This window comes from Corynebacterium mycetoides (assembly GCF_900103625.1).
Classification (GTDB): Bacteria; Actinomycetota; Actinomycetes; order Mycobacteriales; family Mycobacteriaceae; genus Corynebacterium; species Corynebacterium mycetoides.
In genome coordinates, this window is record NZ_LT629700.1 from 259,595 (window position 1) to 282,188 (window position 22,594).

Sequence of the window (22,594 nt, forward strand, 5' to 3'; positions counted from 1 at the left end):
CTGCCGGTGTACCGGACGAAGGCGGCATGCGCGGCGGCGGCAGCTCTCGTGGCACTGGCCGTCTCCTCGTGCGCCGCGGACCCCGGCCCGCCGCCCCTGGTCCAGCAGGAAGAGCTGGCGGAACACGACGCGGCCAACAACCCCGCGCCCGAGCGGAAAGAACGCACGCAGATCCAGGTGGGCGCGGAGCCGCTGCGCGACGGGCTCAACCCGCACCTGCTTGCCGACGACACCTCGACGGTGCAGGCGATCGCCGATCTCACCCTCCCCAGCGCGTTCGTGGGCGGGGTCCGCGACCCCAATCTGCTGCGCGGGGCGACGGTGCGCGCCACCTCGCCGGGCGCGATGACGGTGCGCTACGTCATCGCGCCCGAGGCCCAGTGGTCCGACGGCACCCCGATTACGGGCGCGGACTTCGCCTACCTGTGGCGCGGGATGAGCTCCACCCCGGGGGCGATTGCCCCGGCCGGCTACCGCGCCATCTCGAACGTGCGCGTCTCCGGCCCGGCGGGCAAGACGGTGGACGTGGACTTCTCCGCCCCGGTGCACGACTGGCGCGCGCTGTTTAACCACCTGCTGCCCGCGCACCTCTTGGCGCCGGACGCCTCCGATTTCGCCACCGCCGCGAGCGATACGCTGCCCGCCTCCGCCGGCAGGTTCATGGTCAACAGCGTCGACCGCGGCCGCGGCACGATCGTGCTCAACCGCAACGACCGGTTCTGGGGTGCCGACCCCGCCCGGGTGGACATCCTCACCGTCAACGCCGCACGCAGCACGACGCAGATCGCGGACCGGCTGCGCGCCGGCCAGCTCGCCTTCGTGGACACGGTGCCCGAGGAGACGACAAAAGACGTCTTCGACCTCATCCCCGGCATCGACGTGCGCTCGGTCGACGGCCCGCGCACCCTCGGCGTGACGTTGTCGGCCACCTCTCCGCTGCTGGGGGACCGGGCCGCGCGCGAGGAACTGCGCTCGCTTATCGACGTCCCGTTGATCGCGCGCCTGGCCGCCGGCCGCTCCTCCGAACTTCTCGTGGCGCAGCATGAGCCCCCGGCACTGCCGGACCCGGTTGTCCTGCCCCAGCGCGTGACGGAGAGCAGGCCGCTGCGCGTCGCCGCCGACGCGGCGGACCCGGCGGCGTCCGCCGCCGCGCGCTCGCTGGTGGACCTGCTGGAGCAGCGTGGCGTGTCCGCCCGGGTGGTATCCACCGACACGGCCAGCATCCTGTCCCAGGGGCTGCCGTCGGGCACGGTCGACGTGATGGTGCACTGGGACCCGGGCGCGGGCAGCGCAGCTGAGCTCGCCAGCCGCGTGCAGTGCCCCGCGGGTGAGTACAGGGCCGGCAACCTCTCGGGGATCTGCTACCCGCAGCTCAATGCGTTGTCCGCCGACATCCTGGCGGGCCGGGTGTCCGGAGACGCCGCGCGGTCGGGCGTCGATACGGCGCTTGAGGCGGAGGCCGTGTGGGTGCCGCTGCTGCACGAGCGCCGGGTACAGGCCCGCGGCGGCGGTATCGTGGCGGAGGAACCGGACCTGGCCGCCGCGGCGGCGTGGCAGGTCGATGAGAGCCAAGAACAGGGAGAACAATGAGCACGCGGCGCGATCTCGCGGAGTACAGGGTCATCGCGGTGCACGCGCACCCGGACGACGAATCGATCTCGACGGGCGGGGCGCTCGCGCACCTCGCCGCGCGGGGGGCGGACGTGGAAGTGGTCACGTGCACCCTCGGCGAGGAGGGGGAGGTGATCGGGGAGAAGTACGCCTCGCTCATCGCCTGGGACGCCGACCAGCTTGGCGGGTTCCGCATCGGCGAGCTCACCCGCGCCTGCGAGGTGCTCGGGGTGCGGCAGCGTTTTCTCGGCGGGGCGGGCCGCTACCGCGACAGCGGGATGGCGGGGGCGAAAACGAACGACCACCCGCGCGCCTTCGTCAACAGCGGCGAGCAGGCTGTTGCGGACCTCGCGGCGATCTTTGAGGAGGTCTCGCCGCACCTCGTTCTCACCTACGGCCCCGACGGCGGCTACGGGCACCCCGACCACATTCGGGCGCACCAGATCACCCACGCCGCCGCTGAGCGAACGGGGAACGTCGGGCGCATCCTGTGGGCCGTCCGCCTGCGCGAGGAACTGGAGGCGAACCTGCCGGCAGAGGTGCCGCAGGGGTGGACCCGGCCCGCGCCGGGCGAGCTCGACGCCGTGGGGCACTGTGACACCTGGGTGGAGCTCGACGATCTCGCCTACACCGCTAAGGTGGAGGCCATGCGGGCACACGCGACGCAGGTGTGGATCGGCGACGGGCTCGCCTCGGAGACCAACCCGCACGCGGCGCGGGCCGCAGGCCCCGTCACGGCCTACGCGCTGTCGAACCTGGTGGCGCAGGCGGTGCTGCGCCGCGAGCACTACCAGTTCGGCGCGGGCGTGCCCATCGAGCACGGCGCGGACCTTCTCAGTGGGCTCAGTGGGCTTAGTGGCCTCAGCGGGTGGGGCGCGCTGTGAGCGAGCCCGTGGTGCGCGACGACTTCTCGCGCGGGGAGGCGATCGGCGGGCTGGTCTGGCTCAGCGTGGGCGCCGCCGTCTCCGTGCTCTTGGAGGTTGTCTACTTATCGGCGACGGTCTTCGGGGTGCCGTTCCCGGTCAGCATTCTCGTCGCGTTCCTGTTCAACATGGTGCTCACCCGCACGGCGCTGCTGTGGACCCCCTCGCGCGCGCTCGCGCTCATTCCCGCGGCGGTGTGGATCGGCGGATTCATGGTGCTGCTCGCCGTGCTCCCCGCGACGGGCAACACGCTGGTGCCCAATAATATTCTCACCGTCTTCTTGATGTTTGCGGGCATCGCCGGAGGCGTGTGGCCCGTTGCGCGGCGCGGGTGACATAATAACGGGCATGACGTACATCATTGCTCAGCCGTGTGTCGACGTGCTGGACCGCTCCTGCGTGGAAGAGTGCCCCGTCGACTGCATCTACGAAGGCAAGCGCATGCTCTACATCCACCCGGACGAGTGCGTGGACTGCGGTGCCTGCGAGCCGGCGTGCCCGGTGGAAGCCATCTTCTACGAGGACGACACCCCGGAGGAGTGGGCGGAGTATTACGACGCCAACGTGGGGTTCTTCGACAACCTCGGCTCCCCGGGCGGCGCGATGAAGCTCGGCCCCCAGGACTTCGACCACCCCTTCGTGGCTGCGCTGCCGCCGCAGAACCAGGAGTAGCAGAAACAGTATGACGCGCATTCCGTTGGGCTCCCAGCTGCCTGATTTTCCGTGGGACACCATCTCGGATGTCAAGGCGCGGGCCGTCGCCCACCCGGACGGCATCGTCGACCTCTCCGTGGGCACGCCCGTGGACCCGGTCAACCCGTCGATTCAGCTGGCGCTGTCGGTCAACGCCGCGGAGCCCGGCTACCCGCAGACGGCGGGCACGCCCGAGCTGCGCGCCGCCATCGTCGCGGCGCTTGAGCGCCGGTACAACGCCGGAGGACTGAATGACGCGTCCGTGCTGCCGGTGATCGGCACGAAGGAGGCGATCGCCTGGCTACCCACGACACTGGGGGTGCGCGGCACTGTGGTGGCGATCCCCGCGGTGGCGTACCCCACCTACGAAGTCGGCGCGCTTATCGCGGGCTGCACTGTGGTGCGCGCGGACTCGCCCGCGGAGGCGGCCGGGGCATCGCTCGTGTTCATCAACTCGCCGTCGAACCCGACGGGGCAGGTGCGCGGCGTCGACGAGCTGCGCGCGTGGGTGTCGTTCGCGCGCGAGACGGGCGCGATCATCGCCTCCGACGAGTGCTACATGGGGCTGGCCTGGCAGGCGGAACCCGTCTCGCTGCTGGACCCCCGCGTCACCGACGGCGACAATACCGGGCTCGTTTCCATCCATTCGCTGTCGAAGACCTCGAACATGGCCTCCTACCGCGCGGGCTTCCTCGCGGGTGACGCAGCCCTCATCCAGGAGCTGCTGCTCGTGCGTAAGCACGCGGGCCTCATGGTGCCCGGGCCCATCCAGCACGCCATGGTCGCGTCCCTGACCGAGGACTCCCACGAGGAGCTCCAGCGCCTCACCTACGCAAAGCGGCGCGAGCAGCTTGTCGACGCGTTGTCGCGCGCCGGCTTTATCATCGACCACTCCGAGGCCGGACTGTACCTCTGGGCGCGGCGCGACGGAATGGGAGCGCGAGAGACCCTGGATTGGCTTGCGGATCGCGGCATCCTCGCCGCCCCCGGCGACTTCTACGGGCCAGCCGGCGCGCAGCACGTGCGTATCGGGCTGACCGCCACGGACGAGCGGATCGCCGCCGCGGCGGCGCGCCTGGGGGAGTGACGTGCCCAGTACCGCAGTACGCCTGCGCGCCAGCGCGCGCGAATTTGTCAAGTTCGGCATCGTCGGCGGCTCCGGCGTGCTGGTCAACTTCGTCGTGTTCTACCTGGCCAAGAAGGCCATCGATTCGGGGCTGGGAATCCACGAGTCCGACGTGTTTGTCAACATCCTGGGCACGCGCTTCAACGTGCGCTGGTACCACGTGCTGTCCACCCTGGCGTTCGTCGTGGCCAACGTGTGGAACTTCCAGCTCAACCGCTCCTGGACGTTCCGCCACGTGCCCAAGCGCAATTGGTTCGCCGGGTTCTTCCCGTTTTTGGCCACCGGGGTCCTCGCGTTCGCGGTGTCGCTGACGCTGATGACGCTGCTGATGAACCCCACCTCGCCCATCGCCCTGCCGGAGCACATTTTTGACGACTCCTCCGGCCTGCGCACCAAGTCCTACTGGGCCCAGGCCATCTCCACGCTCATCGCCATGCCTGTCAACTTCGTGGTGAATAAGTTCTGGGCGTTCCGCAAGCCGCGCGTCACGCCCATTTAGAGCCAGCTAGTTCTTGTGCAGGTCCTCGTTGAGCTCGACGCCCTTGGCGCGGGTGGCTTCGACGGCCCCAGTCAGCGAGTTGCGGCGGAAGAGGATGCCGCTCTTGCCCGACAGCTCGAGCGCCTTGACCTCCGCGCCCTCTTCGTAGCCGTAGGCGGAGGCTATGTCGCCGGTGACGCGCACCCGGGTGCCGGCGGTGACGTAGAGGCCGGCCTCGACGACGCAGTCGTCGCCAAGCGAGATGCCGATGCCGGCGTTCGCGCCGAGCAGGCAGCGCTGCCCCAGGGTGATGGTCTCCTTGCCGCCGCCGGACAGCGTGCCCATGATGGAGGCGCCGCCGCCGATGTCGGTGCCGTCGCCCACGGTCACGCCCGCGGAGATGCGGCCCTCGACCATGGAGGCGCCGAGGGTGCCGGCGTTGAAGTTGACAAAGCCCTCGTGCATCACGGTGGTGCCCTCCGCCAGGTGGGCGCCGAGGCGGACGCGGTCCGCGTCACCGATGCGCACGCCGGAGGGAACGACGTAATCCACCATGCGGGGGAACTTGTCCACGGAGAAGACCACGACGGGGCCCTTCGCGGCGAGGCGGCCGCGGGTCATCTGGAAGTCCGAGACCTCGCACGGGCCGTAGTTGGTCCACACGACGTTGGCGAGCAGGCCGAACACGCCGTCCATGTTCGCTCCGTGCGGCCGGATGAGGCGGTGGGAGAGCAGGTGGAGGCGCAGGTAGACGTCGTAGGCGTCCACGGCGGGCGCCGAGAGATCCTGGATCGAGGTCTCCACCTGCACGCGGGCGACCCCGCGGTCCTCGTCGGGGCCGACGAGGTGGGCAAAGCGGGCGTCGGGGGTGTCGATCCGCACTGTCCCGGTGGAGTCGACCGGCTCGCCCAGCTTGGGGGCGGGGTACCAGACGTCGAGGACGGTGCCGTTGTGGGTGACGGTGGCGATGCCTTGCGCGCGTGCGGAGTTAGTCATGCCAGTAACCATAGATCATTTCTCCGCGCGACCCCGGGTACGCCTGCCACCCAGCTGAGAGAGGAGGACCAGAAACGCGGAGAGGGCGAGGACGGCGATGATCTGCCCGCGCGCGGCGGCGTCGAAAAGCATGAGCGCGACAATCGCGACGAGCGCGGCGAGGGTGACCCACGGCAGCCACCGCGGGCTCACGGCGATGTCGTCGCCGGCCAGCGTCGGGCGAAGCTTGGCGTAGCTGAGCGTGATCATGATCCAGGTGACCATGAGGCAGCCGCCGACCGCGCTCATCAGGAACGCCAACAGGCCCGGCGGGTTCCACCACTGCAGGCCGACGGAGACGAACGCGAAGAAGACGGACACCAGCACCGAATTGATGGGCACGCCCTGGGCGTTTGTGCCGCGCAACCACGCTGGGGCGTTGCCGTCGAGGGCGAGCTGGTACGCCATGCGGGAGGTGCCGTAAATCTGCGCGTTGAACGCCGAGAGCAGCGCGAGCACGATGACCGCCTCCATGAAGCCGACGGCGCCGGGGATGTTGGCCATGTCCAGCACCTGGGTGAAGGGGGAGTCGGCGGCGGAATCGGCGGCGTCGATACGCGAATACGGCAGGAGCAAGATGATGACGATGACGGACCCGATGTAGAACAGCCCGATGCGCCAGATGATCGAGCTCACCGCCCGCTTGACGGCGCGGGCCGGGTTCTCGGACTCCGCCGCCGCGATCGTGACCACCTCGATGCCGCCGAAGGCGAACGCCACGGCGAGCAGCCCGGCGGCCACGCCGGAAAGACCGTTCGGGGCGAAGCCCGACTCGGCGATGTTGCCGAAACCGACGAAGCTCGTGCCCGGGAGCAGGCCCAAAAAGAGCGCGACGCCGACGATGATGAAGCCCACGATGACGACGACCTTGATCATGGCGAACCAGTACTCGAACTCACCGAACCCCTTGACCTGGGACAGGTTGATCGCCGCGAAGAACACCACCGTGACCAGCGCCGGAACCCACTGCGGGACGTCGAACCAGGCGGACATGATCGCCGCCGCGCCGGTGATCTCGGCACCGCCGACCATGATGAGCAAAAACCAGTACAGCCAGCCGAGCAGGAAGCCGGCCCAGTCGCCGAACGCTTTGCGGCCGTAGGTGGCGAATGAGCCCGGGGACGGGTCGGCGGCGGCCATCTCGCCGAGCATGCGCATGACGCACACCACGATCGCCCCGGCGATGAGGTAGGCGACGAGGATGGCGGGCCCGGCGGCGCGGATGCCCGCGCCGACGCCGAGGAAGAGCCCCGCGCCCACGGCCATGCCCAGGCCCATGAGCGTAAGGTGGCGCGACTTGAGGCCCGTGCCCAGCGTGGGGCTCTGGTTGGTACCCGCTTTAGTACTCATGGCTTCCCCTCTCGCGTGCAAAGGCGTCCGTGCGGGTCCAGAGCACACCGGCGAGCGCGATCACGCCGACCACGACCGCGACGGCCAGCATCTGGAAACGCCCCTCGGCGGTGGTGAGCATGAGGACGACGATCGCCCCGGCCAGCGCGATGGTGGCCCAGGGCAGGACGCGTGGTGCCCACATTCGCACGTCGGTGATCTCCCCGCTGGCCTCCAGTTGGGGGTGCAGGCGCACGAACGAGAAGGCGATGGCGAACCACAGCACGATGAGGCAGCCGCCGACGGCGTTGAGCAGGAAGGCCAAGAGCCCCGGCGGGTTCCAATACTGCAGCGCCACGGCGACGAAGCCGAAGAACACCGAGACCAGCACCGCGCGCAGGGGCACGCCGCGGGCGTCGGTCGCGCGGAAGAACGCGGGCGCGTCGCCGCGGTGCGCCAGGTTGTGCAGGAAGCGCGAGGAGCCGTAGATCTGGGTGTTGCAGGCGGATAGCAGCGCGACGACGATGACCGCCTCCATGATTCCCACGGCGCCCGGGATGTTAGCCAGGTGCAGCACGGAGGTGAACGGGGATTCGGCGGCGTTGTCGGCGCCGCCGATCGTGTCGTAGGGCAAAAGCAGGGTGATCAGCAGCACGGCGCCGATGTAGAACACGCCGATGCGCCAGATGATGGAGCGGATGGCCGAGTGCACCGCCACCTCGGGGTCCTCCGACTCGGCGGCGGCGATGGTGACCATCTCGATGCCGCCGAAGGCGAACGCGACAGCCAGCAGGGCGGTGGCCACGCCGCCGATGCCGTTCGGCATGAAGCCGACCTCGGCGACGTTGGACAGCCCGACAAAGTCCGTGCCCGGCAGAATCCCCAGCCAGAGGGCGACGCCGAGGGCGAGGAAGGCCACGATGACGGCGACTTTGATGAGTGCGAACCAGAACTCGAACTCCCCGAAGTTGCGCACCGCGGCGAAGTTGATCACGGTGAACACCACGATCGCGGCCAGGGCAGGGATCCAGGGGGACACGCTCAGCCAGCTCGCCACGATGCCGGCGGCGCCGGTAATCTCGACCGCCATGATCATGATCATCATGAACCAGTACAGCCACCCCACGGCGAACCCGGCCCACGGTCCGAAGGCCTGCTCGGCGTAGGTGGAGAAGGTGCCTGACGACGGCCGCGCGGCGACCATTTCCGCCAGCATCTGCATGACGCAGACGGTGATCGCCCCGGCGATGAGGTAGGCGATGAGCACGGCGGGGCCGGCGGCTTGGATGCCCACGCCGGTGCCGAGGAAGAGCCCGGCCCCGATGGCGGAGCCGAGGCCCATCATGGTCAGGTGGCGCGTTTTCAAGCCGCGGCGCAACGCTGTGGGTGCGGCTGCGGGCGCCGGTGTGGGCGCCTGCGCGGGCGCCGGAATGTTGTCGGACATGCAGATTACATTAAACCGCGGCGGGCGGAAACGATGAGTGGGGTTTAGCGCGGCCTGAGAACGGGGCAGGAGGAGTCCGGCTCGTTGGTGATGATGATGTCGCTTAGCCCCGCGATGGCCCCGGCCGAGATCTTCGCGCCAGAGCGGGTGTCCAGGATCGTGGTGTCGCGCTCGAGCATCACGTTCACGCCGATCTCGCAGCGGTCGCCTAAGTCGATGCCGATCACGCCCGCCGACGGCCGCAGCCGGCAGTCGCGCCCGAGGCGCAGCGGCGTGCGGTTGCGCCCCGACGAGATGGTGGCGATGAGCGTGGCGGACGACCCGATGTCGGTGCCCTCGTCGACCACCACCGACGAGGACAGTCGCCCCTCGATGCGCGCCGGGCCGAGCGAGCCCGCGTTGAAGGAGACGTAGCCCTCGCGCATCACCGAGGTGCCGGGGGCGAGGTAGGCGCCGAGCCGCACGCGCTCGGCCTCGGCGATGGAGACCCCAGAAGGCACCACGTAATCCACCATGCGGGGCAGGCGCTCGATGCCGTAGACATGGATCTGGCCGCGGGAGCGCAGCGACGCCCGCACGAACTCGAAGTTGTCGGACAAACACGGCCCCTTGTTCGTCCACACCACGGGCACGAGGTGGGTGAGGCAGTCCGTCATGTTCACCTCCAGCGGTTTGACCAGGCGGTGGGACAACAGGTGCAGCCGCAGGTACACGTCGTGGGCGTCGACAGGCGGGGCGGACAGATCGGCGATGGCGGTGTGCACGGGCACGAGCTCGACGAGCCGGTCGCGGTCCATTCCCACGATCGCGAGAAAGCGGTCGGACAGATCGCGCGCGCTGACGCGCCGGGTCCCGGTCACAAGGGCAGAGACGGCTTCCTCGTCCTCGATGAGCTTCGGCGACGGGTACCACGTGTCCAACGTCGTCCCGTCCATGGCGATGTTGGCGATTCCGGTCGCCTCGGCTCCTATCGGCATGCGCCTCATCTTAAACGTAGGGTTGGTGGGGTGGCTTCACTGAATCTTTTTGCGGACCCCGTCGCCCTGACGGCGGCGCTGATTGACATCGAGTCCCCCTCGCACCACGAGCGCGAGATCGCGGATGCGATTGAGGCGCAGCTGCGCGAGTTGCCGGCGGTCGAGGTCATTCGTGGCGGAAACACCGTCGTCGCGCGCACCCATCACGGGCACGCGCAGCGCGTCGTGCTGGCGGGCCACGTGGACACCGTCCCGCTCGCCGGGAACACCCCCCACCGGCTCGAGGGCGACGTGCTCTACGGCTGCGGCGCGGTGGACATGAAGTCGGGCCTGGCCTGTTACCTCGGGGCGTTCGCGCGCCTGTCCGCGCCGGGCGCGGGCGCCTTCGACCTCACCCTCATCGCCTACGAGGGCGAGGAAGTCTCTTCCGAGCACAACGGCCTCTACCACCTCGAGCGCGACCGCCCCGAGCTCCTCGCAGGCGACGTCGCGCTGCTGGGCGAGCCCTCGGGAGCGATCATCGAGGCCGGGTGCCAGGGGACCATCCGGGTGTTCGTCGACGCGAAGGGCACCCGCGCGCATTCGGCACGCAGCTGGCTGGGGGACAACGCCGCCCACAAGCTCGCCGGGGTGCTCTCCCGCGTGGCCGCCTACCGCCCGCGCAGCGTGACCATCGCCGGGTGCGAGTACCGGGAGGGGTTGAACGTGGTGGGCATGGACGGCTTCGTGGCCACCAACACGATCCCGGACGCCGCGCGGTTGACCATCAACTTCCGCTACGCGCCGGACCGCTCCGTCGAGGAGGCGAAGGCGCACCTCGTCGAGGCGCTCGCGTTGGAAGACGGCTTAGAACTGGTGTGGGACGACATCGCGCCGGCCGCGCTGCCCGGGCTGGATCACCCGGCGGCCGCGGGCCTGGTGGAGGCCGTGGGCGGAAACTTCCGCGCCAAGTTCGGATGGACGGACGTGGCCAGGTTCTCTAACCTGGGAACTCCGGCCGTGAACTTCGGGCCGGGCGATCCGGGCTACGCCCACAAGGTGGACGAGCAGTGCCCGACAGAGCAGATTTATACCGTCGCGCGGGTGCTCGAGCAGTACCTCGCGGCGAAGAACTAACAGACCTACAGACTTTTCTTTAAGGCGGAGGCAGAGCACACAGTGGCGCCCCACAAAACCCCCAAACCAGAGCGCGACCGCAAGCTGCGCGGCCCGATCATGCTGCGCAGCGACCAGCAGCAGCCCACCACATACGACCAGCGGCTGCTGGAGTCCATGGGCAGCAGCGACCACGATTGGAAGCACGCCGACCCGTGGCGGGTCATGCGCATCCAGTCCGAGTTCGTCGCGGGCTTTGACGCGCTGTCCGAACTGCCGAAGGCGGTCACGGTCTTCGGCTCTGCCCGGCTGGGCGAGGGCACCCCGGAGTATGAGCAGGCGCGCCAGGTGGGCGAGGCGCTGGTCAACGCCGGCTATGCCGTCATCACCGGCGGCGGGCCGGGGCTCATGGAGGGCCCGAACCGGGGCGCGCACGAGGCAGGCGGCCTGTCGGTCGGCCTGGGCATCGAGCTGCCGTTCGAGCAGGGGCTCAACGACTGGGTCGATCTGGGTCTGAACTTCCGCTACTTCTTCGCCCGCAAGACCATGTTTTTGAAGTACTCGCAGGCGTTTATCACCCTGCCGGGCGGTTTCGGCACCTTGGACGAGGTCTTCGAGGTGCTGTGCATGGTGCAGACCGGAAAGGTGACCAACTACCCGATCGTGCTGTTGGGCACCGAGTTCTGGGGCGGGCTGGTGGAGTGGATCCGCGGCCAGCTGCTCGCGCGCGGGCTCATCTCCGACGGGGACGAGCGGCTGTTTTTGGTCACCGACTCGGTTCAGGAGGCGGTCGACTACATCACCGACGCCCACAAGGTCATGACGGACGAGCGCCTCAAGTACGCCCAGCGGGGTGTGGAGTAGCCGTTGCTCTCACAGCCCGCACAGCCCGCACAGCTCGCCCGGGTCATGGCGATAGTCAACCGCACCCCCGACTCCTTCTACGACAAGGGCGCGACATTCGCACTCGAGGCCGCGCTGTCGCGTGTCGACGCCTGCGTGGCCGACGGCGCGGACATCATCGACGTCGGAGGGGTCAAGGCCGGACCTGGGACTACCGTCACGGCCGAGGAGGAAATCGACCGGGTGGTCCCGCTCATCTCCGCGGTGCGCGGCCGCCACCCGACAATCGGCATCTCCGTGGACACGTGGCGTGCGGGCGTGGCCGAGGCGGCCATCGCGGCCGGCGCCGACCTCATCAACGACACGTGGGCGGGGTGGGACCCCGAGCTCGTCGAGGTCGCCGGCGAGCACGAGGCAGGCTACGTGTGCTCCCACACGGGCGGCGCCACCCCGCGCACGCGGCCGCACCGGGTGCACTACGACGACGTGGTGGCCGACGTCATCGCCGACACCACGGCGCTGGCGGAGCACGCGGCCGCCTGCGGCGTGCCGGAGGACCGCGTGTTCATCGACCCGGCGCACGACTTCGGCAAAAACACCTTCCACGGCCTCGAGATCCTGCGCCGGGTGGACGAGCTGGTGGCCACCGGCTGGCCGGTGCTCATGGCGCTGTCGAACAAGGACTTCGTCGGGGAGACGGTGGGCCGACCCGTGGGCGAACGCGTCGCCGGGACGCTGTCGGCTACGGCATGGGCGGCCGCCCACGGGGTGGCGGCGTTCCGCGTCCACGAGGTGCGCGACACCGTCGACGTCATCCGCATGACCGCGGCGATTCGCGGGTCGGCCGCCCCGCTCAACACGGTGCGTGGGCTGGCGTGAGCGCGAGCGTGAGAGTCAGTGTTGTCATCCCCGCCTTGAACGAGGAGGCCACCGTGGGCGCGGTCGTGCGCGCCTGCCTGGCCTCGCGCGCCGACGAGGTGATCGTGATCGACTCCGACTCCACCGACTCCACCGCCGCCGTGGCCTCGGCAGCCGGGGCGACGGTGGTCAACTGGGTGGACGCCTACCCCGCGGTTCCCCCGCGCCCGGGCAAGGGCGAGGCGCTGTGGCGCGGGGTGCTCGCCGCCTCCGGCGACGTCGTGGTGTTCGTCGACGCCGACGTGACCTCGCTGGAGCCGTGGTGGGTCGACGCGCTGGCCGCCCCGTTTGCCGACACCTCGGTCCACCTCGTCAAGGCCTCCTACCAGCGCGGCATCGACGGCCGCGAGCGCGGCGGCGGCCGGGTCACCGAGCTGACCGCCAAGCCCCTGCTCCGGGCCTTGTTCCCCGAGCTCGCGGACGTTGACCAGCCGCTGGCCGGCGAGTACGCGATCCGCCGCTCGACGGCCCTTGCGCTGCCGTTCGTCGACGGCTACGGCGTCGAGGCGGGCCTGCTTATCGACGTCTTCACGGCGCACTCCCGCCGCGCCATCGTCCAGGCGGACCTCGGCGTGAGACGGCACCGCAACCGCCCCCTCGACGAGCTGGCCCCGATGGCCCAGGTCGTAGCCGAGACCATTCTGGCCCGGGCCGGGGTCGCGGGCGCGGACGTGCCACAGCGGCCGCCCTGGGCCCGCGTTAGGATGTGACGCATGCTGTCTTGGATCCTGCTCATCCTCGTCATCGCCTTCGTGTGCCTTCTGGGGGTGGCGGCAAGCGTGCATCTTTTCGGCCGCGGGGAGGCGCTGCCCCCGCTGGGGGAGACCACCGACGTGATTGCGCATAACCGCCGCGCGGTCGAAGACGGCGACCTCGACGCCGTGCGCCTGGAGGTGGTGCACCGCGGCTACAAGATGGACCAGGTGGATGCGCTGATCACCGAGCTCGCTGACCTGCGTCGACAAGCGGGCGGCCCGCAGGCCGCGGTTGCGGCGGCCGAAATCGGGGTAGAATCGGGCGAAACGCCTGCGTTCGAAGGAGAGTCACACAATGGCAGCAATGAAGCCCCGCACCGGTAACGGACCGATGGAAGCCGTGGTAGAAAGCCGCAAGATCGTCATGCGCATCCCTTCCGACGGCGGTGGCCGCCTCGTGGTGGAGCTCAACTCGGAGGAAGCCTCCGAGCTGGGGACGCTGCTGCTTGAGGCGGCGGGGCAGTAGGAAGCGCTTCGGGCATGTAGCGCTTCAGGGGGTAGTATCGCTGCATGCTCAATCACATCGTCGACGTCCTCGCTGATCCCATCGACGGCTCGCCCCTGACGGGCGCCGACGACTTTTCCCGTTTGGTGTCTGCGTCCGGCCACTCGTTCGACGTGGCCAAGCAGGGCTACGTCACGCTCTCGGGCGGTTCAGGGCTCAACCACGAGGGCGACAGCCTGGAGATGGTCACCTCCCGCGAGGTCTTTCTCTCCCAGGGACACTTCGCGCCGTTCGTCGAGGCCGTGACAGCCAGCGTTGAGCGGGCCCTCGAGGCCCCGGCGGCAATGCACACCGCGGAGCCCGTGGTGCTGGAGGTCGGCGCGGGCACCGGATACTACCTGGCGCACACGCTCGACAGCATCGAGGGCGCGAGGGGAGTGGGCCTGGACATCTCCGTCCCGGCGGCCAAGCGCCTGGCCAAGGCGCACCCGCGCCTCGGCGCCGTGGTGGCGGACGTCTGGGAGGGCCTGCCCCTGCGCTCGGGCTCGGTCGACGCCATCACGGTCGTCTTCGCTCCGCGCAACCCCGCGGAGTTCGCCCGCGTGCTCGCCCCCGAGGGCGAGGTCATCGTCCTGCTCGCGGACCGCGGGCACCTAGATGAGTTGCGCGATCCGCTCGGCATCCTCGGAGTGGAGGAGGGAAAGATCGAGCGCATGCTGGAGCAGGCCCACGGGCACCTCGTCGCGGCCGGGGAGCCGGAGTTGCTCGAGTTCCCCATGCGGCTGGATCGGGAGTCCATCGCCGCGCAGGTGGGGATGAGCCCCTCGGCGCGGCACATAGAGCCGGCGACGCTGCGCGAGCGCCTCGACGCGCTGCCCGACCACATGGAGGTCACCGCGCGCGGCGCCCTGGTGAGGCTGCGCAGGGCCTGAGCTTTAAGCTCCTCTGTGCCACTCGTTGAGGATCTGCGCGGCGCCGTCGGTGGTGAGGCGGATGCCGGAGCAGCCGCCGGCGGGCCAGAAGCGCGACGAGAGCGCCACGGCGCCGCCGCCTGCGAACACCTCGATGGTGGAGCTGTCGACCAGGATGGTGATGTTGTCCTCGTCGTCGTCGCCAAGCGGGGCCGAGGCGGGCGCGCCGTCGAGGCGGTCGAGCGTGATCTCGTCGCCGGTGTGCGTCACCACGGCGGCTACTTCGCCCGCGCCGTCGAGGATCTCGGCCTTGACCGACCCGCGGGCGCCCACGGGGACCTCGCACAGGCCGGTCCACAGGCGTGCGCGCTCGGTGTGCGACACGGCGTCGGGAAGCCCGCGCGGCGGGGTCTGGTACAGGGCGCCGTTCTGCAGGGTGAGGCGGCGCGGGACCGTCAGCGTGTTGGCCCAGCCCTCGGCCTCCCAGTTGGCCTCCCGCGTCGGATCACCGCCGCGGCCGATGTCCGTCATGAGGCCGTAGATGTAGGCGTGGCCTAGGCGCTCTTGTTCGGTGATGCTGCCGGGGGTGTAGTTGGTGCTGCGCGGGCGGGTGAAATCGTGGCCGAAGTCGATGCGGCGGGCCTCTTTCGCCACGGTGAACTCGGCACCGTGCAAGGTGCCGACGATGTAGCCGGTGGTGTCCTTGCCGCGGCGCTCCAGTGAGAACATGAGCACGTCGTAGATCTGCCCGTCCACCTCGTCGCGCAGCCTGATGATGCGGGGCGCGACCAGGATCTCGTCGTCGACGGAAAAGCCCGGGTCGCCGTTAAACGTCAAGGCGCCGAGGACCTTCCAGGTGGATCCGTCCTCGGAGGTGAGCACGACGGGCACCGGTGCGTCCGGCTCGCCCGTCATCGCCAGCATCAGCCAGCCGGCCTGGCCCTTGTCCCGGTCGCCCGCCTCCTCCCAGTTGGGCACGACGCAGGGGGAGCGGAAGCGGGAGAAGCCGCCCTCGTCGGAAACGACGTCGCCGATGCGGTGGATCGCGGGATCCACCTGGTAGTCCTCGTCCACGTCGTCGCACAGGGCGTCGAGGTCGTCGGCGCGCGACACCTGGATTGACATCCCGGCCTCCGTCACGGAGGTGAAGTACAGGTCCGTGCCCTCGTCGTGGGCGACGACGGAGCCGGCGCGCACGCTGGTCTCGCCACCGACGGGGACGACGGTGTCGTTGCACTCCACCCAGTCGAACGCGTTGCCTTCGGAGATGCTGTGGCCCCAGCGGCTGGGGCTGTCCGGCCGCGGGCGGTACTGGTAGAAGATGTGCCACGTGTCTTCGCCGGCGGCGTCTCCGTCGCGCAGGATACCGGCTGCGGCATCGAGGATGCCGGTGTCGACGGTGACGTGCAGTTCGGGTCTAAAAACGCTCACGGAGGTTCCTTCTTAAATCAAGCTTTTGTAGATGTCAACGGTTTGGCGGGCGATGGTGTCCCACGTGAAGTGCTCTTTCACGCGCTCGAGCCCGGCCGCGCCCATGCGGCGGGCCCGCTCGGGGTCGGCGGCGACCGCGTTGACGGCCTCGGCGAGCGAGCGCTCGAAGGTGGCGGCGTCCGCGGGGTCGTAATCCACCAGGGTGCCCGTCTCTCCGTTCACGACAACTTCGGGGATGCCGCCCACGCGGGAGGCGACGACCGCAGTCCCGCACGCCATGGCCTCGAGGTTGACAATGCCCAGCGGCTCGTAGATGGAGGGGCAGACGAACACGTCCGCGGCCGCGTAGACCTCGCGGATCTTCTCGCCCGGCAGCATGTCCTGGACCCAGAAGATTCCGTCACGCTGCTGCTTGAGGTCCTCGACGAGCCCCTTGGTCTCCTCGGCGATGTCCGGGGTGTCGGGGGCGCCGGCGCAGAGGATGAGCTGGATGTCCTCGTCGAAGTGCGCGGCGGCCTTGAGCAGGTGCGCCACCCCTTTTTGGCGGGTGATGCGGCCGACGAACGCCGCGATGGGCCTCGAGGTGTCTACCCCGAGCTCGTCGGCGATGGTGGCCTGCCCGGGGAACCACCTGGCGGTGTCGACTCCGTTGAGGACGACGTGGACCCGGGATTCGTCGATACGCGGGTAGGCGGCGAGAATGGACTCCTTCATGCCGGCGGACACGGCGATGACGGCGTCTGCGTACTCCATCGCGTTGCGCTCCGACCAGGAGGAGACGTCGTACCCGCCGCCGAGCTGCTCGCGCTTCCACGGCCGGTCCGGCTCTAAGGAGTGGGCCGTTACCACGTGGGGGATGTCGTAGAGCGTGCCTGTTAAGTGCCCGCCGAGGCCGGCGTACCAGGTGTGCGAGTGGGCGACGTCCAGGTTGCTGGCGGCGTTGGCGATGCGCAGGCCCGTGGACAGGGTCTTGAGCGCGCCGTTGGCCTCGGCCAGCTCGGGGTCGACGCCGTGGACGAATACGCCGGCCTCGTCGCGCGGCTGCCCCATGCAGTGGACGTCCACGTCGACGCCTGAAATCTGGCGCATGAACCGTGTCAGCTCGGTGACGTGCACGCCCGCACCGCCGTACACCTCCGGGGGATATTCTCGGGTCATCATTCCCACTCTCATGCCCGCCGAGTTTAGTGAGGATTTGAAGGGCCTGCAGAAGCCTGCCCCGCCGCGGCCGATTCCCCGTGCACCGCGCCTGCCGATTCAATAGGCTGGGGAAGTGTGAAAACACAGCCGAGAGTTCTTGCTATCGTCCTCGCGGGAGGAGAGGGGAAGCGCCTGTTCCCCCTCACCGCAGACCGCGCCAAGCCCGCCGTGCCGTTCGCGGGCAACTACCGCCTGATCGATTTCGTCCTGTCCAATCTGGTCAACGCCGGCTACATGCGCATCGCGGTGCTGACGCAGTACAAGTCGCACTCGCTCGACCGTCACGTGGCCACCGCGTGGAACGTCTCGGGTCCGACCCCGCAGTACATCGCGTCGGTGCCCGCCCAGCAGCGCCGCGGCAAGCGCTGGTTTTCCGGCTCGGCCGACGCCATCGTGCAGTCGCTCAACCTGATTTACGACGACAAGCCGGACTACGTGCTGGTCTTCGGCGCCGACCACGTCTACCGCATGGACCCGTCCCAGATGGTGGAGGACCACATCGCCTCCGGCAAGGACGCCACCGTCGCGGGCATCCGGGTGCCGCGCCACGAGGCCACCGCGTTCGGGTGCATCCAGGCCGACGCGGACGGCACCATCACGGAGTTCTTGGAAAAGCCGGCCGACCCGCCCGGCACCCCGGATGACCCGGAGGTGACGTTCGCCTCCATGGGCAACTACGTCTTTTCCACGGAGCCGCTGATCAAGGCGCTGCTGGAGGACGAGGAGAACGACGACTCCGACCACGACATGGGCGGCGACATCATCCCGTACTTCGTGCGCAAGGGCCAGGCCAACGTCTACGACTTCTCCGGCAACGAGGTGCCGGGCGCGACCGAGCGCGACAAGGGCTACTGGCGCGACGTGGGCACCATCGACTCGTTCTACGAGGCCCACATGGACCTGATTTCCTCGCTGCCGATCTTCAACCTGTACAACAAGGCGTGGCCGATCCACTCCACGGAGGAGGACAACCTGCCCCCGGCGAAGTTCGTCATGGGCGGCATCGCGCAGGAGTCCATCGTGGCGTCCGGGTCCATCATCTCGGGCGCGACGGTGCGCAACTCCGTGGTCTCCACCGACGTGCTCGTGGAGGAAGGCGCGACCGTCGAGGGGTCCGTGCTCCTTCCGGGCGTGCGCGTGGGCAAGGGCGCGGTCGTGCGCCGCGCCATTTTGGACAAGAACGTCTACGTCTCCGACGGCGAGTACATCGGCGTAGACATCGAGCGCGACCGCGGCCGCTTCACCATCTCCGACGGAGGCGTCGTCGTGGTGGGCAAGAACGAAGTGATCTAGCGCTTCGTCACCAGCGTCCACCCGCCGTCGAGCGGGAGGTGGGTGACCACGGCGTTGTCATCCGCGGCGAGCTTATCGACGTCCGCCTGCGCCGCGCGCGCAGCCTCGGTGGGGCGGTCGCGGCGGGTGGCGTCGGCCACTGTGCCGTCGAGAAGCGAGCCGGCGAGCACCAGCGTGCCGCCGGGCGCGAGCAGCGGCCAGGCGACCGCGACAACGGCGCTGAGCTCCGCTGGCTCGACGTCGGCGAAGACGAGGCGGTAGGACGCGGGCGCCAGGCGGCCCATCACATCGAGCGGGCGCGCGGTGAGGAAGCGGGCCCGCGAGGGTGCGAACCCGCCGAGGCGGAAGGACTCTTTCGCGCTGGCGAGGTGGGCGGCCTCGGGGTCGATGCAGGTCACCGTCGCCTTGTCGGGCAGGCCCTTCAGGATGTGCAGGCCCACCACGCCCGCGGCGGGGGTCACGGCCACCGCGCCGTGGGTCGACTGCCCGGCCGCCGCCAGGGTGGACAGCAGCGCGCCGGCGGCCGCGCCGGGGACCGGCAGGTGGTTCTCCTCGGCTTCGGTGCGCGCCCGCGCCAGCCCGGCGCCGATCGGCTCGGCGACGGGGCGCGACGCGATATACGAGGTCATGGAAACGTAGGCGGATTCAGTCACGCCACCCATACTAGGCCCCACCGGGGCATGAGAGTGCGGGTCACGGAGTTAGCGGATTGTTACCCGTTCACAGGGTGTTTGCACCGAACTTTCCTGGCTTTTACATCCCATGCGTGAAAACATGTACACATGGATCCTCTGCCTGACGCTCCCGACACACCCACCGGCCCGGATGGCCTGACGGGAACAGCCGCGTTCGACGCGGGCACGGGGGAAATGCCGTCGTGGTCCGAGCTGGTGGCCGAGCACGCCGACAGCGTCTACAGGCTCGCGTTCCGTCTCTCCGGCAACCAGCACGACGCGGAGGACCTGACGCAGGAGACCTTCATGCGGGTGTTCCGCAGCCTCAAGAACTACCAGCCCGGCACCTTCGAGGGCTGGCTGCACCGCATCACCACCAACCTCTTCCTCGACATGGTCCGCCACCGCGCGAAGATCCGGATGGAGGCCCTGCCGGAGGACTACGAGCGGGTCCCCGGCACGGACATGACCCCGGAGCAGGCGTACTCGGTGGCCAACCTGGACCCGGCGCTGCAGAAGGCGCTCGACGAGCTCAGCCCCGATTTCCGCGTCGCCGTTGTCCTGTGCGACGTGGTGGGGATGAGCTACGAGGAGATCGCCGATACGCTCGGGGTGAAGATGGGCACGGTGCGCTCGCGCATCCACCGCGGCCGCACCCAGCTCCGGGCGAGCCTGGAGGCCCAAGCGGTGAGCGACGAGTCCGCGAAGGAGCTCATCCGGGCGCGTTGAGGGCGTGTCGGTGGATAAATCCCGCGGGAGTGCGTTGAATGGGGAGTATTACACTGCCCGGTGATGTTGTGAGGTGCCAAAGGAGGTTCGTGATGGCGATGCGCCTGCCCGGCCCGGCGCCGCGGAAAAAGCGGAAGTTCTCCTCGACCGAGCATTTGAGCCCCGAGGCGGTGGCGGCGTTCGCGGACGCCGAGTTGTCCCAGTCCGCACTGCACCGCGCTCGAGTGCACATCGTGCAGTGCCCGGAGTGCCGCGCCGAGGTCACCCAGCAGCGCGCGGCGGCGGAACAGCTGCGTTGCCGCAACGCCGACGAGTCCGTCCGCGCGCCCCTGTCGCTGGTGCAGCAGCTCACGCAAATGACCGAAACCAACGCAGGGTTCGACGAGCGCGGTGCCGAGTCGGACGCCCGGCCGAACCTAGCGGGCATCGTGGACAGCGCGTACCGCGCGCTCAAGCGCCGGGGGTAAGGTGTAGACGTGTTTTCCAACATCGGATGGGGCGAGATCTTCTTCATTCTCGTCATCGGGCTGATCATCATCGGCCCGGAGCGGCTGCCCGGGGTGATTCAGGACGTTCGCGCCGCCATCTACGCCGCGAGAAAGGCGATCAACAACGCCAAGAAGGAGCTTGACGGCGAGCTCGAGGGCTTCGGGGAGTTCCGCCAGCCGCTGAACACCGTGACGGAGTACGCGGCCATGGGCCCGCGCCGGGCGATGGCCAAGGTGTTCTTCGACGGCGACGAGCAGTTCCTCGACGAGTTCGACCCCCGCACGCAGCTCGATAACACCCCGAAACCGGCCAACCCCGGGCCGCGCCCCGCGAAGTCGGGGTCAGCGGGGTCCACAAAGGTGGACCCCGACAAGCAGGGCGGCGGGTTCTCCTGGGCTGACATCACCTAGAGAATCACCTAGGGCTGACGCCTAGTCCCTTCCCCACGAGGGAGGAGCGGCGCGTCTTCAGCTTGGCGGCCACCTCGTGGATCGCCCGGGCAGCGGGGGAGTCCGGCTCGGAGAGGACGACCGGGTGGCCGTCGTCGCCGTGCTCGCGCAGCTTCTGGTCGAGCGGGATCGACCCGAGCAGCGGGACGTTGTCGGTGTCCGTCAGGGCCGTGAGCCGCTCGGCGACCTTCTCGCCGCCGCCCTCGCCGAAGATGGTGAATACGCTGCCGTCGGGCATGACCATGCCGGCCATGTTCTCCATCACGCCGGCGATTGTCTGGCCGGTCTGCTGGGCAATCGTGCCGGCGCGCTCCGCCACCTCGGCGGCCGCGGCCTGCGGGGTGGTCACGATGATCAACTCGGCGTTGGGCACCAGCTGCGCCACGGTGATGGCCACGTCGCCGGTCCCCGGCGGCAGGTCCATGAACAGCACGTCCAGGTCGCCCCAGTAGACGTCGCTGAGGAACTGCTGGATGGCGCGGGTGAGCATCGGGCCGCGCCATACGATCGGGGCGTTGCCCTCGACGAACTGGCCGACGGAGATGTGGCGCACACCGTGGCTAATCGGGGGCATGATCATGTCGTCGACGACAGTGGGGGCCTTGTCGGTCGAGCCCATGAGCCCGGGCACCGAATGGCCGTAGATGTCGGCGTCGAGTACACCCACCGTCAGGCCCTGGGCGGCGAGCGCGGTGGCGAGGTTGACCGTCATGGATGACTTGCCCACGCCGCCCTTGCCGGAGGCGACCGCGTACACGCGCGTGCGGCTGTCCGGGTCGGCGAACGGGATGGTGGGGGTGGTCTGCTCGCCGCGAAGCTTGAGGCTCAACGCGCGGCGCTGCTCGTCGCTCATGGTGTGCATGTGCACGTCGACGGAGCCGACCCCGTCGAGCTCTTCGAGCACGGCGCGCGCGTTGGACTGGATGGTGTCGCGCATAGGGCACCCGGCGATGGTGAGGTAGACGCCGACGGAGACGTCCGCGCCGTCGATAGTGACGGACTCGACCATGTCGAGTTCGGTGATGGGTCGGCCGATCTCCGGGTCCTCCACGCGGGAGAGCGCCTCGCGGACCTGTGGTTCAGTAAGTGAAGTAGCCATTTGGTTGCAAGTATAGGCAGCCGATGTCGCGCCACCGCAGGCCGTCCCGAATAAAAATCATTATGATTGGACACATGACAACCTCTTTTTCCCAGGCAAACAATAATCCGTCCCGCCAGCGCACCCGCCCCACCGGGTGGCCGGTGGGCTCTTTTACGACGTACGAGGACGCGCAGCGCGCGGTCGACGGCCTGTCTGACCAGGAGTTCCGCGTCGAGGACTTAACCATCGTCGGCGTCGACCTGATGCAGGTGGAAAACGTCACCGGCCGCCTGACGTGGCCGCGCGTGCTCGGCAGCGGCGCGCTGTCCGGTGCGTGGCTGGGTATCTTCATCGGCCTGATTTTCTCGCTGTTCGCGCTCCCGGGCGCCGGGTGGGCCATCTTCCTGTGGTCGATCCTCATCGGCGCCATCTTCGGCCTCATCTTCGCGGCCGTGGGCTACGCGTTCACGGGCGGCAAGCGCGACTTCTCCTCCATGACCACCATCGTCGCCGGGCGTTACGACGTCCTGTGCGCCCCCGAATCCGCGCCCAAGGCGCGCGACCTCATCGCGCAGATGAACATCGCCCCGCCCGCCCAAAGCACACAGGCTACCCAGGCTAGCCAGACTAGCCAGACTAGCCAGACTGACTAAGCTGGCCGCATG

The 22,594-nt window shown here is 69.1% G+C and carries 26 protein-coding genes; 18 read left to right on the forward strand and 8 right to left on the reverse strand.

Features of this window, described 5'->3' with window-relative positions:
• The first annotated feature begins 6 nt into the window (after positions 1 to 6).
• Genes BLS40_RS01375 through BLS40_RS01400 form a run of 6 tightly spaced genes read left to right on the forward strand, consistent with a single transcriptional unit; the run spans position 7 to position 4,852 of the window.
• The gene (locus BLS40_RS01375) at positions 7 to 1,590 is read left to right on the forward strand and encodes an ABC transporter family substrate-binding protein (RefSeq protein WP_231908480.1); all 1,584 of its coding nucleotides are present in this window, start codon (positions 7 to 9) and stop codon (positions 1,588 to 1,590) included.
• Entirely contained in the window at positions 1,587 to 2,495 is a 909-nt protein-coding gene (mshB, locus tag BLS40_RS01380) for an N-acetyl-1-D-myo-inositol-2-amino-2-deoxy-alpha-D-glucopyranoside deacetylase (protein ID WP_092147774.1), read from the forward strand. The genes BLS40_RS01375 and mshB overlap by 4 nt, the downstream gene beginning before the upstream one ends.
• Positions 2,492 to 2,869 carry a hypothetical protein gene (locus BLS40_RS01385; protein ID WP_231908481.1) on the forward strand — a complete coding sequence of 126 codons (378 nt, stop codon included), beginning with the start codon at positions 2,492 to 2,494 and terminating at the stop codon, positions 2,867 to 2,869. The genes mshB and BLS40_RS01385 overlap by 4 nt, the downstream gene beginning before the upstream one ends.
• 13 nt (positions 2,870 to 2,882) lie before the next feature.
• The gene (gene fdxA / locus BLS40_RS01390; RefSeq protein WP_092147777.1) at positions 2,883 to 3,206 is read left to right on the forward strand and encodes a ferredoxin; all 324 of its coding nucleotides are present in this window, start codon (positions 2,883 to 2,885) and stop codon (positions 3,204 to 3,206) included.
• Between the two features lie 10 nt (positions 3,207 to 3,216).
• Entirely contained in the window at positions 3,217 to 4,314 is a 1,098-nt protein-coding gene (gene dapC / locus BLS40_RS01395; RefSeq protein WP_092147780.1) for a succinyldiaminopimelate transaminase, read from the forward strand.
• Between the two features lies 1 nt (position 4,315).
• Entirely contained in the window at positions 4,316 to 4,852 is a 537-nt protein-coding gene (locus BLS40_RS01400) for a GtrA family protein (protein ID WP_092147783.1), read from the forward strand.
• Positions 4,853 to 4,858: 6 nt separating this feature from the next.
• Here BLS40_RS01400 and dapD read toward each other — a convergent pair whose 3' ends face one another.
• The 4 genes from dapD to BLS40_RS01420 are packed head-to-tail and all read right to left on the reverse strand — an operon-like array spanning position 4,859 to position 9,616.
• Entirely contained in the window at positions 4,859 to 5,827 is a 969-nt protein-coding gene (dapD, locus tag BLS40_RS01405; RefSeq protein ID WP_092147786.1) for a 2,3,4,5-tetrahydropyridine-2,6-dicarboxylate N-succinyltransferase, read from the reverse strand.
• 15 nt (positions 5,828 to 5,842) lie between these two features.
• Complete coding sequence (locus tag BLS40_RS01410; RefSeq protein ID WP_172807981.1) at positions 5,843 to 7,216, reverse strand: amino acid permease; 1,374 nt, start codon at positions 7,214 to 7,216, stop codon at positions 5,843 to 5,845.
• Positions 7,206 to 8,639 (reverse strand): amino acid permease, encoded by a 1,434-nt coding sequence (locus BLS40_RS01415; RefSeq protein ID WP_092147789.1) that lies wholly within the window; start codon positions 8,637 to 8,639, stop codon positions 7,206 to 7,208. Before BLS40_RS01415 ends, BLS40_RS01410 begins: the two co-directional genes overlap by 11 nt.
• Before the next feature lie 44 nt (positions 8,640 to 8,683).
• Positions 8,684 to 9,616: a succinyltransferase gene (locus BLS40_RS01420; RefSeq protein ID WP_092147792.1), complete on the reverse strand. Its 933-nt coding sequence runs from the start codon at positions 9,614 to 9,616 to the stop codon at positions 8,684 to 8,686.
• A gap of 30 nt (positions 9,617 to 9,646) precedes the next feature.
• Between BLS40_RS01420 and dapE the strand changes: the two genes are divergently transcribed.
• Genes dapE through BLS40_RS01455 form a run of 7 tightly spaced genes read left to right on the forward strand, consistent with a single transcriptional unit; the run spans position 9,647 to position 14,604 of the window.
• On the forward strand, positions 9,647 to 10,732 hold the full coding sequence (gene dapE / locus BLS40_RS01425) for a succinyl-diaminopimelate desuccinylase (RefSeq protein WP_092147795.1): 1,086 nt from the start codon (positions 9,647 to 9,649) through the stop codon (positions 10,730 to 10,732).
• A gap of 42 nt (positions 10,733 to 10,774) precedes the next feature.
• Positions 10,775 to 11,575, forward strand: a complete 801-nt coding sequence (locus tag BLS40_RS01430) for an LOG family protein (protein WP_092147798.1) — start codon at positions 10,775 to 10,777, stop codon at positions 11,573 to 11,575.
• Between the two features lie 45 nt (positions 11,576 to 11,620).
• The gene (gene folP / locus BLS40_RS01435; protein ID WP_092152019.1) at positions 11,621 to 12,433 is read left to right on the forward strand and encodes a dihydropteroate synthase; all 813 of its coding nucleotides are present in this window, start codon (positions 11,621 to 11,623) and stop codon (positions 12,431 to 12,433) included.
• An 8-nt stretch (positions 12,434 to 12,441) separates the two neighbouring features.
• Complete coding sequence (locus BLS40_RS01440) at positions 12,442 to 13,182, forward strand: glucosyl-3-phosphoglycerate synthase (RefSeq protein WP_092152021.1); 741 nt, start codon at positions 12,442 to 12,444, stop codon at positions 13,180 to 13,182.
• A gap of 3 nt (positions 13,183 to 13,185) precedes the next feature.
• Positions 13,186 to 13,551, forward strand: a complete 366-nt coding sequence (locus BLS40_RS11155; RefSeq protein ID WP_231908482.1) for a hypothetical protein — start codon at positions 13,186 to 13,188, stop codon at positions 13,549 to 13,551.
• Complete coding sequence (locus tag BLS40_RS01450; RefSeq protein ID WP_092147801.1) at positions 13,523 to 13,693, forward strand: DUF3117 domain-containing protein; 171 nt, start codon at positions 13,523 to 13,525, stop codon at positions 13,691 to 13,693. The genes BLS40_RS11155 and BLS40_RS01450 overlap by 29 nt, the downstream gene beginning before the upstream one ends.
• 44 nt (positions 13,694 to 13,737) lie before the next feature.
• On the forward strand, positions 13,738 to 14,604 hold the full coding sequence (locus tag BLS40_RS01455; protein ID WP_092147804.1) for a methyltransferase domain-containing protein: 867 nt from the start codon (positions 13,738 to 13,740) through the stop codon (positions 14,602 to 14,604).
• Between the two features lie 3 nt (positions 14,605 to 14,607).
• On the opposite strand, the gene BLS40_RS01460 is transcribed toward BLS40_RS01455, so the two are convergent.
• A complete protein-coding gene (locus BLS40_RS01460) occupies positions 14,608 to 16,014 on the reverse strand; it encodes a GH32 C-terminal domain-containing protein (RefSeq protein WP_092147807.1) in 1,407 nt (468 codons plus the stop codon).
• A gap of 12 nt (positions 16,015 to 16,026) precedes the next feature.
• Entirely contained in the window at positions 16,027 to 17,187 is a 1,161-nt protein-coding gene (glgA, locus tag BLS40_RS01465; RefSeq protein WP_092147810.1) for a glycogen synthase, read from the reverse strand.
• Between the two features lie 102 nt (positions 17,188 to 17,289).
• Here glgA and glgC point away from each other — a divergent pair, with 102 nt between their 5' ends.
• Positions 17,290 to 18,507, forward strand: a complete 1,218-nt coding sequence (gene glgC / locus BLS40_RS01470) for a glucose-1-phosphate adenylyltransferase (RefSeq protein ID WP_092147813.1) — start codon at positions 17,290 to 17,292, stop codon at positions 18,505 to 18,507.
• Here glgC and BLS40_RS01475 read toward each other — a convergent pair.
• Entirely contained in the window at positions 18,504 to 19,169 is a 666-nt protein-coding gene (locus tag BLS40_RS01475) for an O-methyltransferase (protein WP_092147816.1), read from the reverse strand. The genes glgC and BLS40_RS01475 overlap by 4 nt on opposite strands.
• A gap of 120 nt (positions 19,170 to 19,289) precedes the next feature.
• Between BLS40_RS01475 and sigE the strand changes: the two genes are divergently transcribed.
• The 3 genes from sigE to tatB all read left to right on the forward strand — a co-directional run bounded on the left by sigE (position 19,290) and on the right by tatB (position 20,809).
• The gene (gene sigE / locus BLS40_RS01480) at positions 19,290 to 19,910 is read left to right on the forward strand and encodes an RNA polymerase sigma factor SigE (RefSeq protein ID WP_092147819.1); all 621 of its coding nucleotides are present in this window, start codon (positions 19,290 to 19,292) and stop codon (positions 19,908 to 19,910) included.
• Between the two features lie 92 nt (positions 19,911 to 20,002).
• Positions 20,003 to 20,377, forward strand: coding sequence for an anti-sigma factor (locus tag BLS40_RS01485; protein ID WP_092147822.1), 375 nt, complete (start codon positions 20,003 to 20,005; stop codon positions 20,375 to 20,377).
• A gap of 9 nt (positions 20,378 to 20,386) precedes the next feature.
• Positions 20,387 to 20,809, forward strand: a complete 423-nt coding sequence (gene tatB / locus BLS40_RS01490) for a Sec-independent protein translocase protein TatB (protein ID WP_092147825.1) — start codon at positions 20,387 to 20,389, stop codon at positions 20,807 to 20,809.
• Positions 20,810 to 20,813: 4 nt separating this feature from the next.
• On the opposite strand, the gene BLS40_RS01495 is transcribed toward tatB, so the two are convergent.
• Positions 20,814 to 21,947 carry an Mrp/NBP35 family ATP-binding protein gene (locus BLS40_RS01495; RefSeq protein ID WP_092147828.1) on the reverse strand — a complete coding sequence of 378 codons (1,134 nt, stop codon included), beginning with the start codon at positions 21,945 to 21,947 and terminating at the stop codon, positions 20,814 to 20,816.
• Positions 21,948 to 22,021: 74 nt separating this feature from the next.
• Here BLS40_RS01495 and BLS40_RS01500 point away from each other — a divergent pair, with 74 nt between their 5' ends.
• Positions 22,022 to 22,582: a general stress protein gene (locus BLS40_RS01500; RefSeq protein ID WP_092147831.1), complete on the forward strand. Its 561-nt coding sequence runs from the start codon at positions 22,022 to 22,024 to the stop codon at positions 22,580 to 22,582.
• Positions 22,583 to 22,594 lie beyond the last annotated feature (12 nt).

Bases quoted from the DNA above. Each gene is read 5' to 3' on its own strand.
- mshB (WP_092147774.1), top strand. From the start codon at position 1,587: ATGAGCACGCGGCGCGATCTCGCGGAGTACAGGGTCATCGCGGTGCAC.
- fdxA (WP_092147777.1), top strand. From the start codon at position 2,883: ATGACGTACATCATTGCTCAGCCGTGTGTCGACGTGCTGGACCGCTCC.
- dapC (WP_092147780.1), top strand. From the start codon at position 3,217: ATGACGCGCATTCCGTTGGGCTCCCAGCTGCCTGATTTTCCGTGGGAC.
- dapD (WP_092147786.1), bottom strand. From the start codon at position 5,827: ATGACTAACTCCGCACGCGCGCAAGGCATCGCCACCGTCACCCACAAC.
- BLS40_RS01410 (WP_172807981.1), bottom strand. From the start codon at position 7,216: ATGAGTACTAAAGCGGGTACCAACCAGAGCCCCACGCTGGGCACGGGC.
- BLS40_RS01415 (WP_092147789.1), bottom strand. From the start codon at position 8,639: ATGTCCGACAACATTCCGGCGCCCGCGCAGGCGCCCACACCGGCGCCC.
- BLS40_RS01420 (WP_092147792.1), bottom strand. From the start codon at position 9,616: ATGCCGATAGGAGCCGAGGCGACCGGAATCGCCAACATCGCCATGGAC.
- folP (WP_092152019.1), top strand. From the start codon at position 11,621: ATGGCGATAGTCAACCGCACCCCCGACTCCTTCTACGACAAGGGCGCG.
- BLS40_RS11155 (WP_231908482.1), top strand. From the start codon at position 13,186: ATGCTGTCTTGGATCCTGCTCATCCTCGTCATCGCCTTCGTGTGCCTT.
- BLS40_RS01450 (WP_092147801.1), top strand. From the start codon at position 13,523: ATGGCAGCAATGAAGCCCCGCACCGGTAACGGACCGATGGAAGCCGTG.
- BLS40_RS01455 (WP_092147804.1), top strand. From the start codon at position 13,738: ATGCTCAATCACATCGTCGACGTCCTCGCTGATCCCATCGACGGCTCG.
- glgA (WP_092147810.1), bottom strand. From the start codon at position 17,187: ATGAGAGTGGGAATGATGACCCGAGAATATCCCCCGGAGGTGTACGGC.
- BLS40_RS01475 (WP_092147816.1), bottom strand. From the start codon at position 19,169: ATGGGTGGCGTGACTGAATCCGCCTACGTTTCCATGACCTCGTATATC.
- sigE (WP_092147819.1), top strand. From the start codon at position 19,290: ATGGATCCTCTGCCTGACGCTCCCGACACACCCACCGGCCCGGATGGC.
- BLS40_RS01485 (WP_092147822.1), top strand. From the start codon at position 20,003: ATGGCGATGCGCCTGCCCGGCCCGGCGCCGCGGAAAAAGCGGAAGTTC.
- BLS40_RS01495 (WP_092147828.1), bottom strand. From the start codon at position 21,947: ATGGCTACTTCACTTACTGAACCACAGGTCCGCGAGGCGCTCTCCCGC.
- BLS40_RS01500 (WP_092147831.1), top strand. From the start codon at position 22,022: ATGACAACCTCTTTTTCCCAGGCAAACAATAATCCGTCCCGCCAGCGC.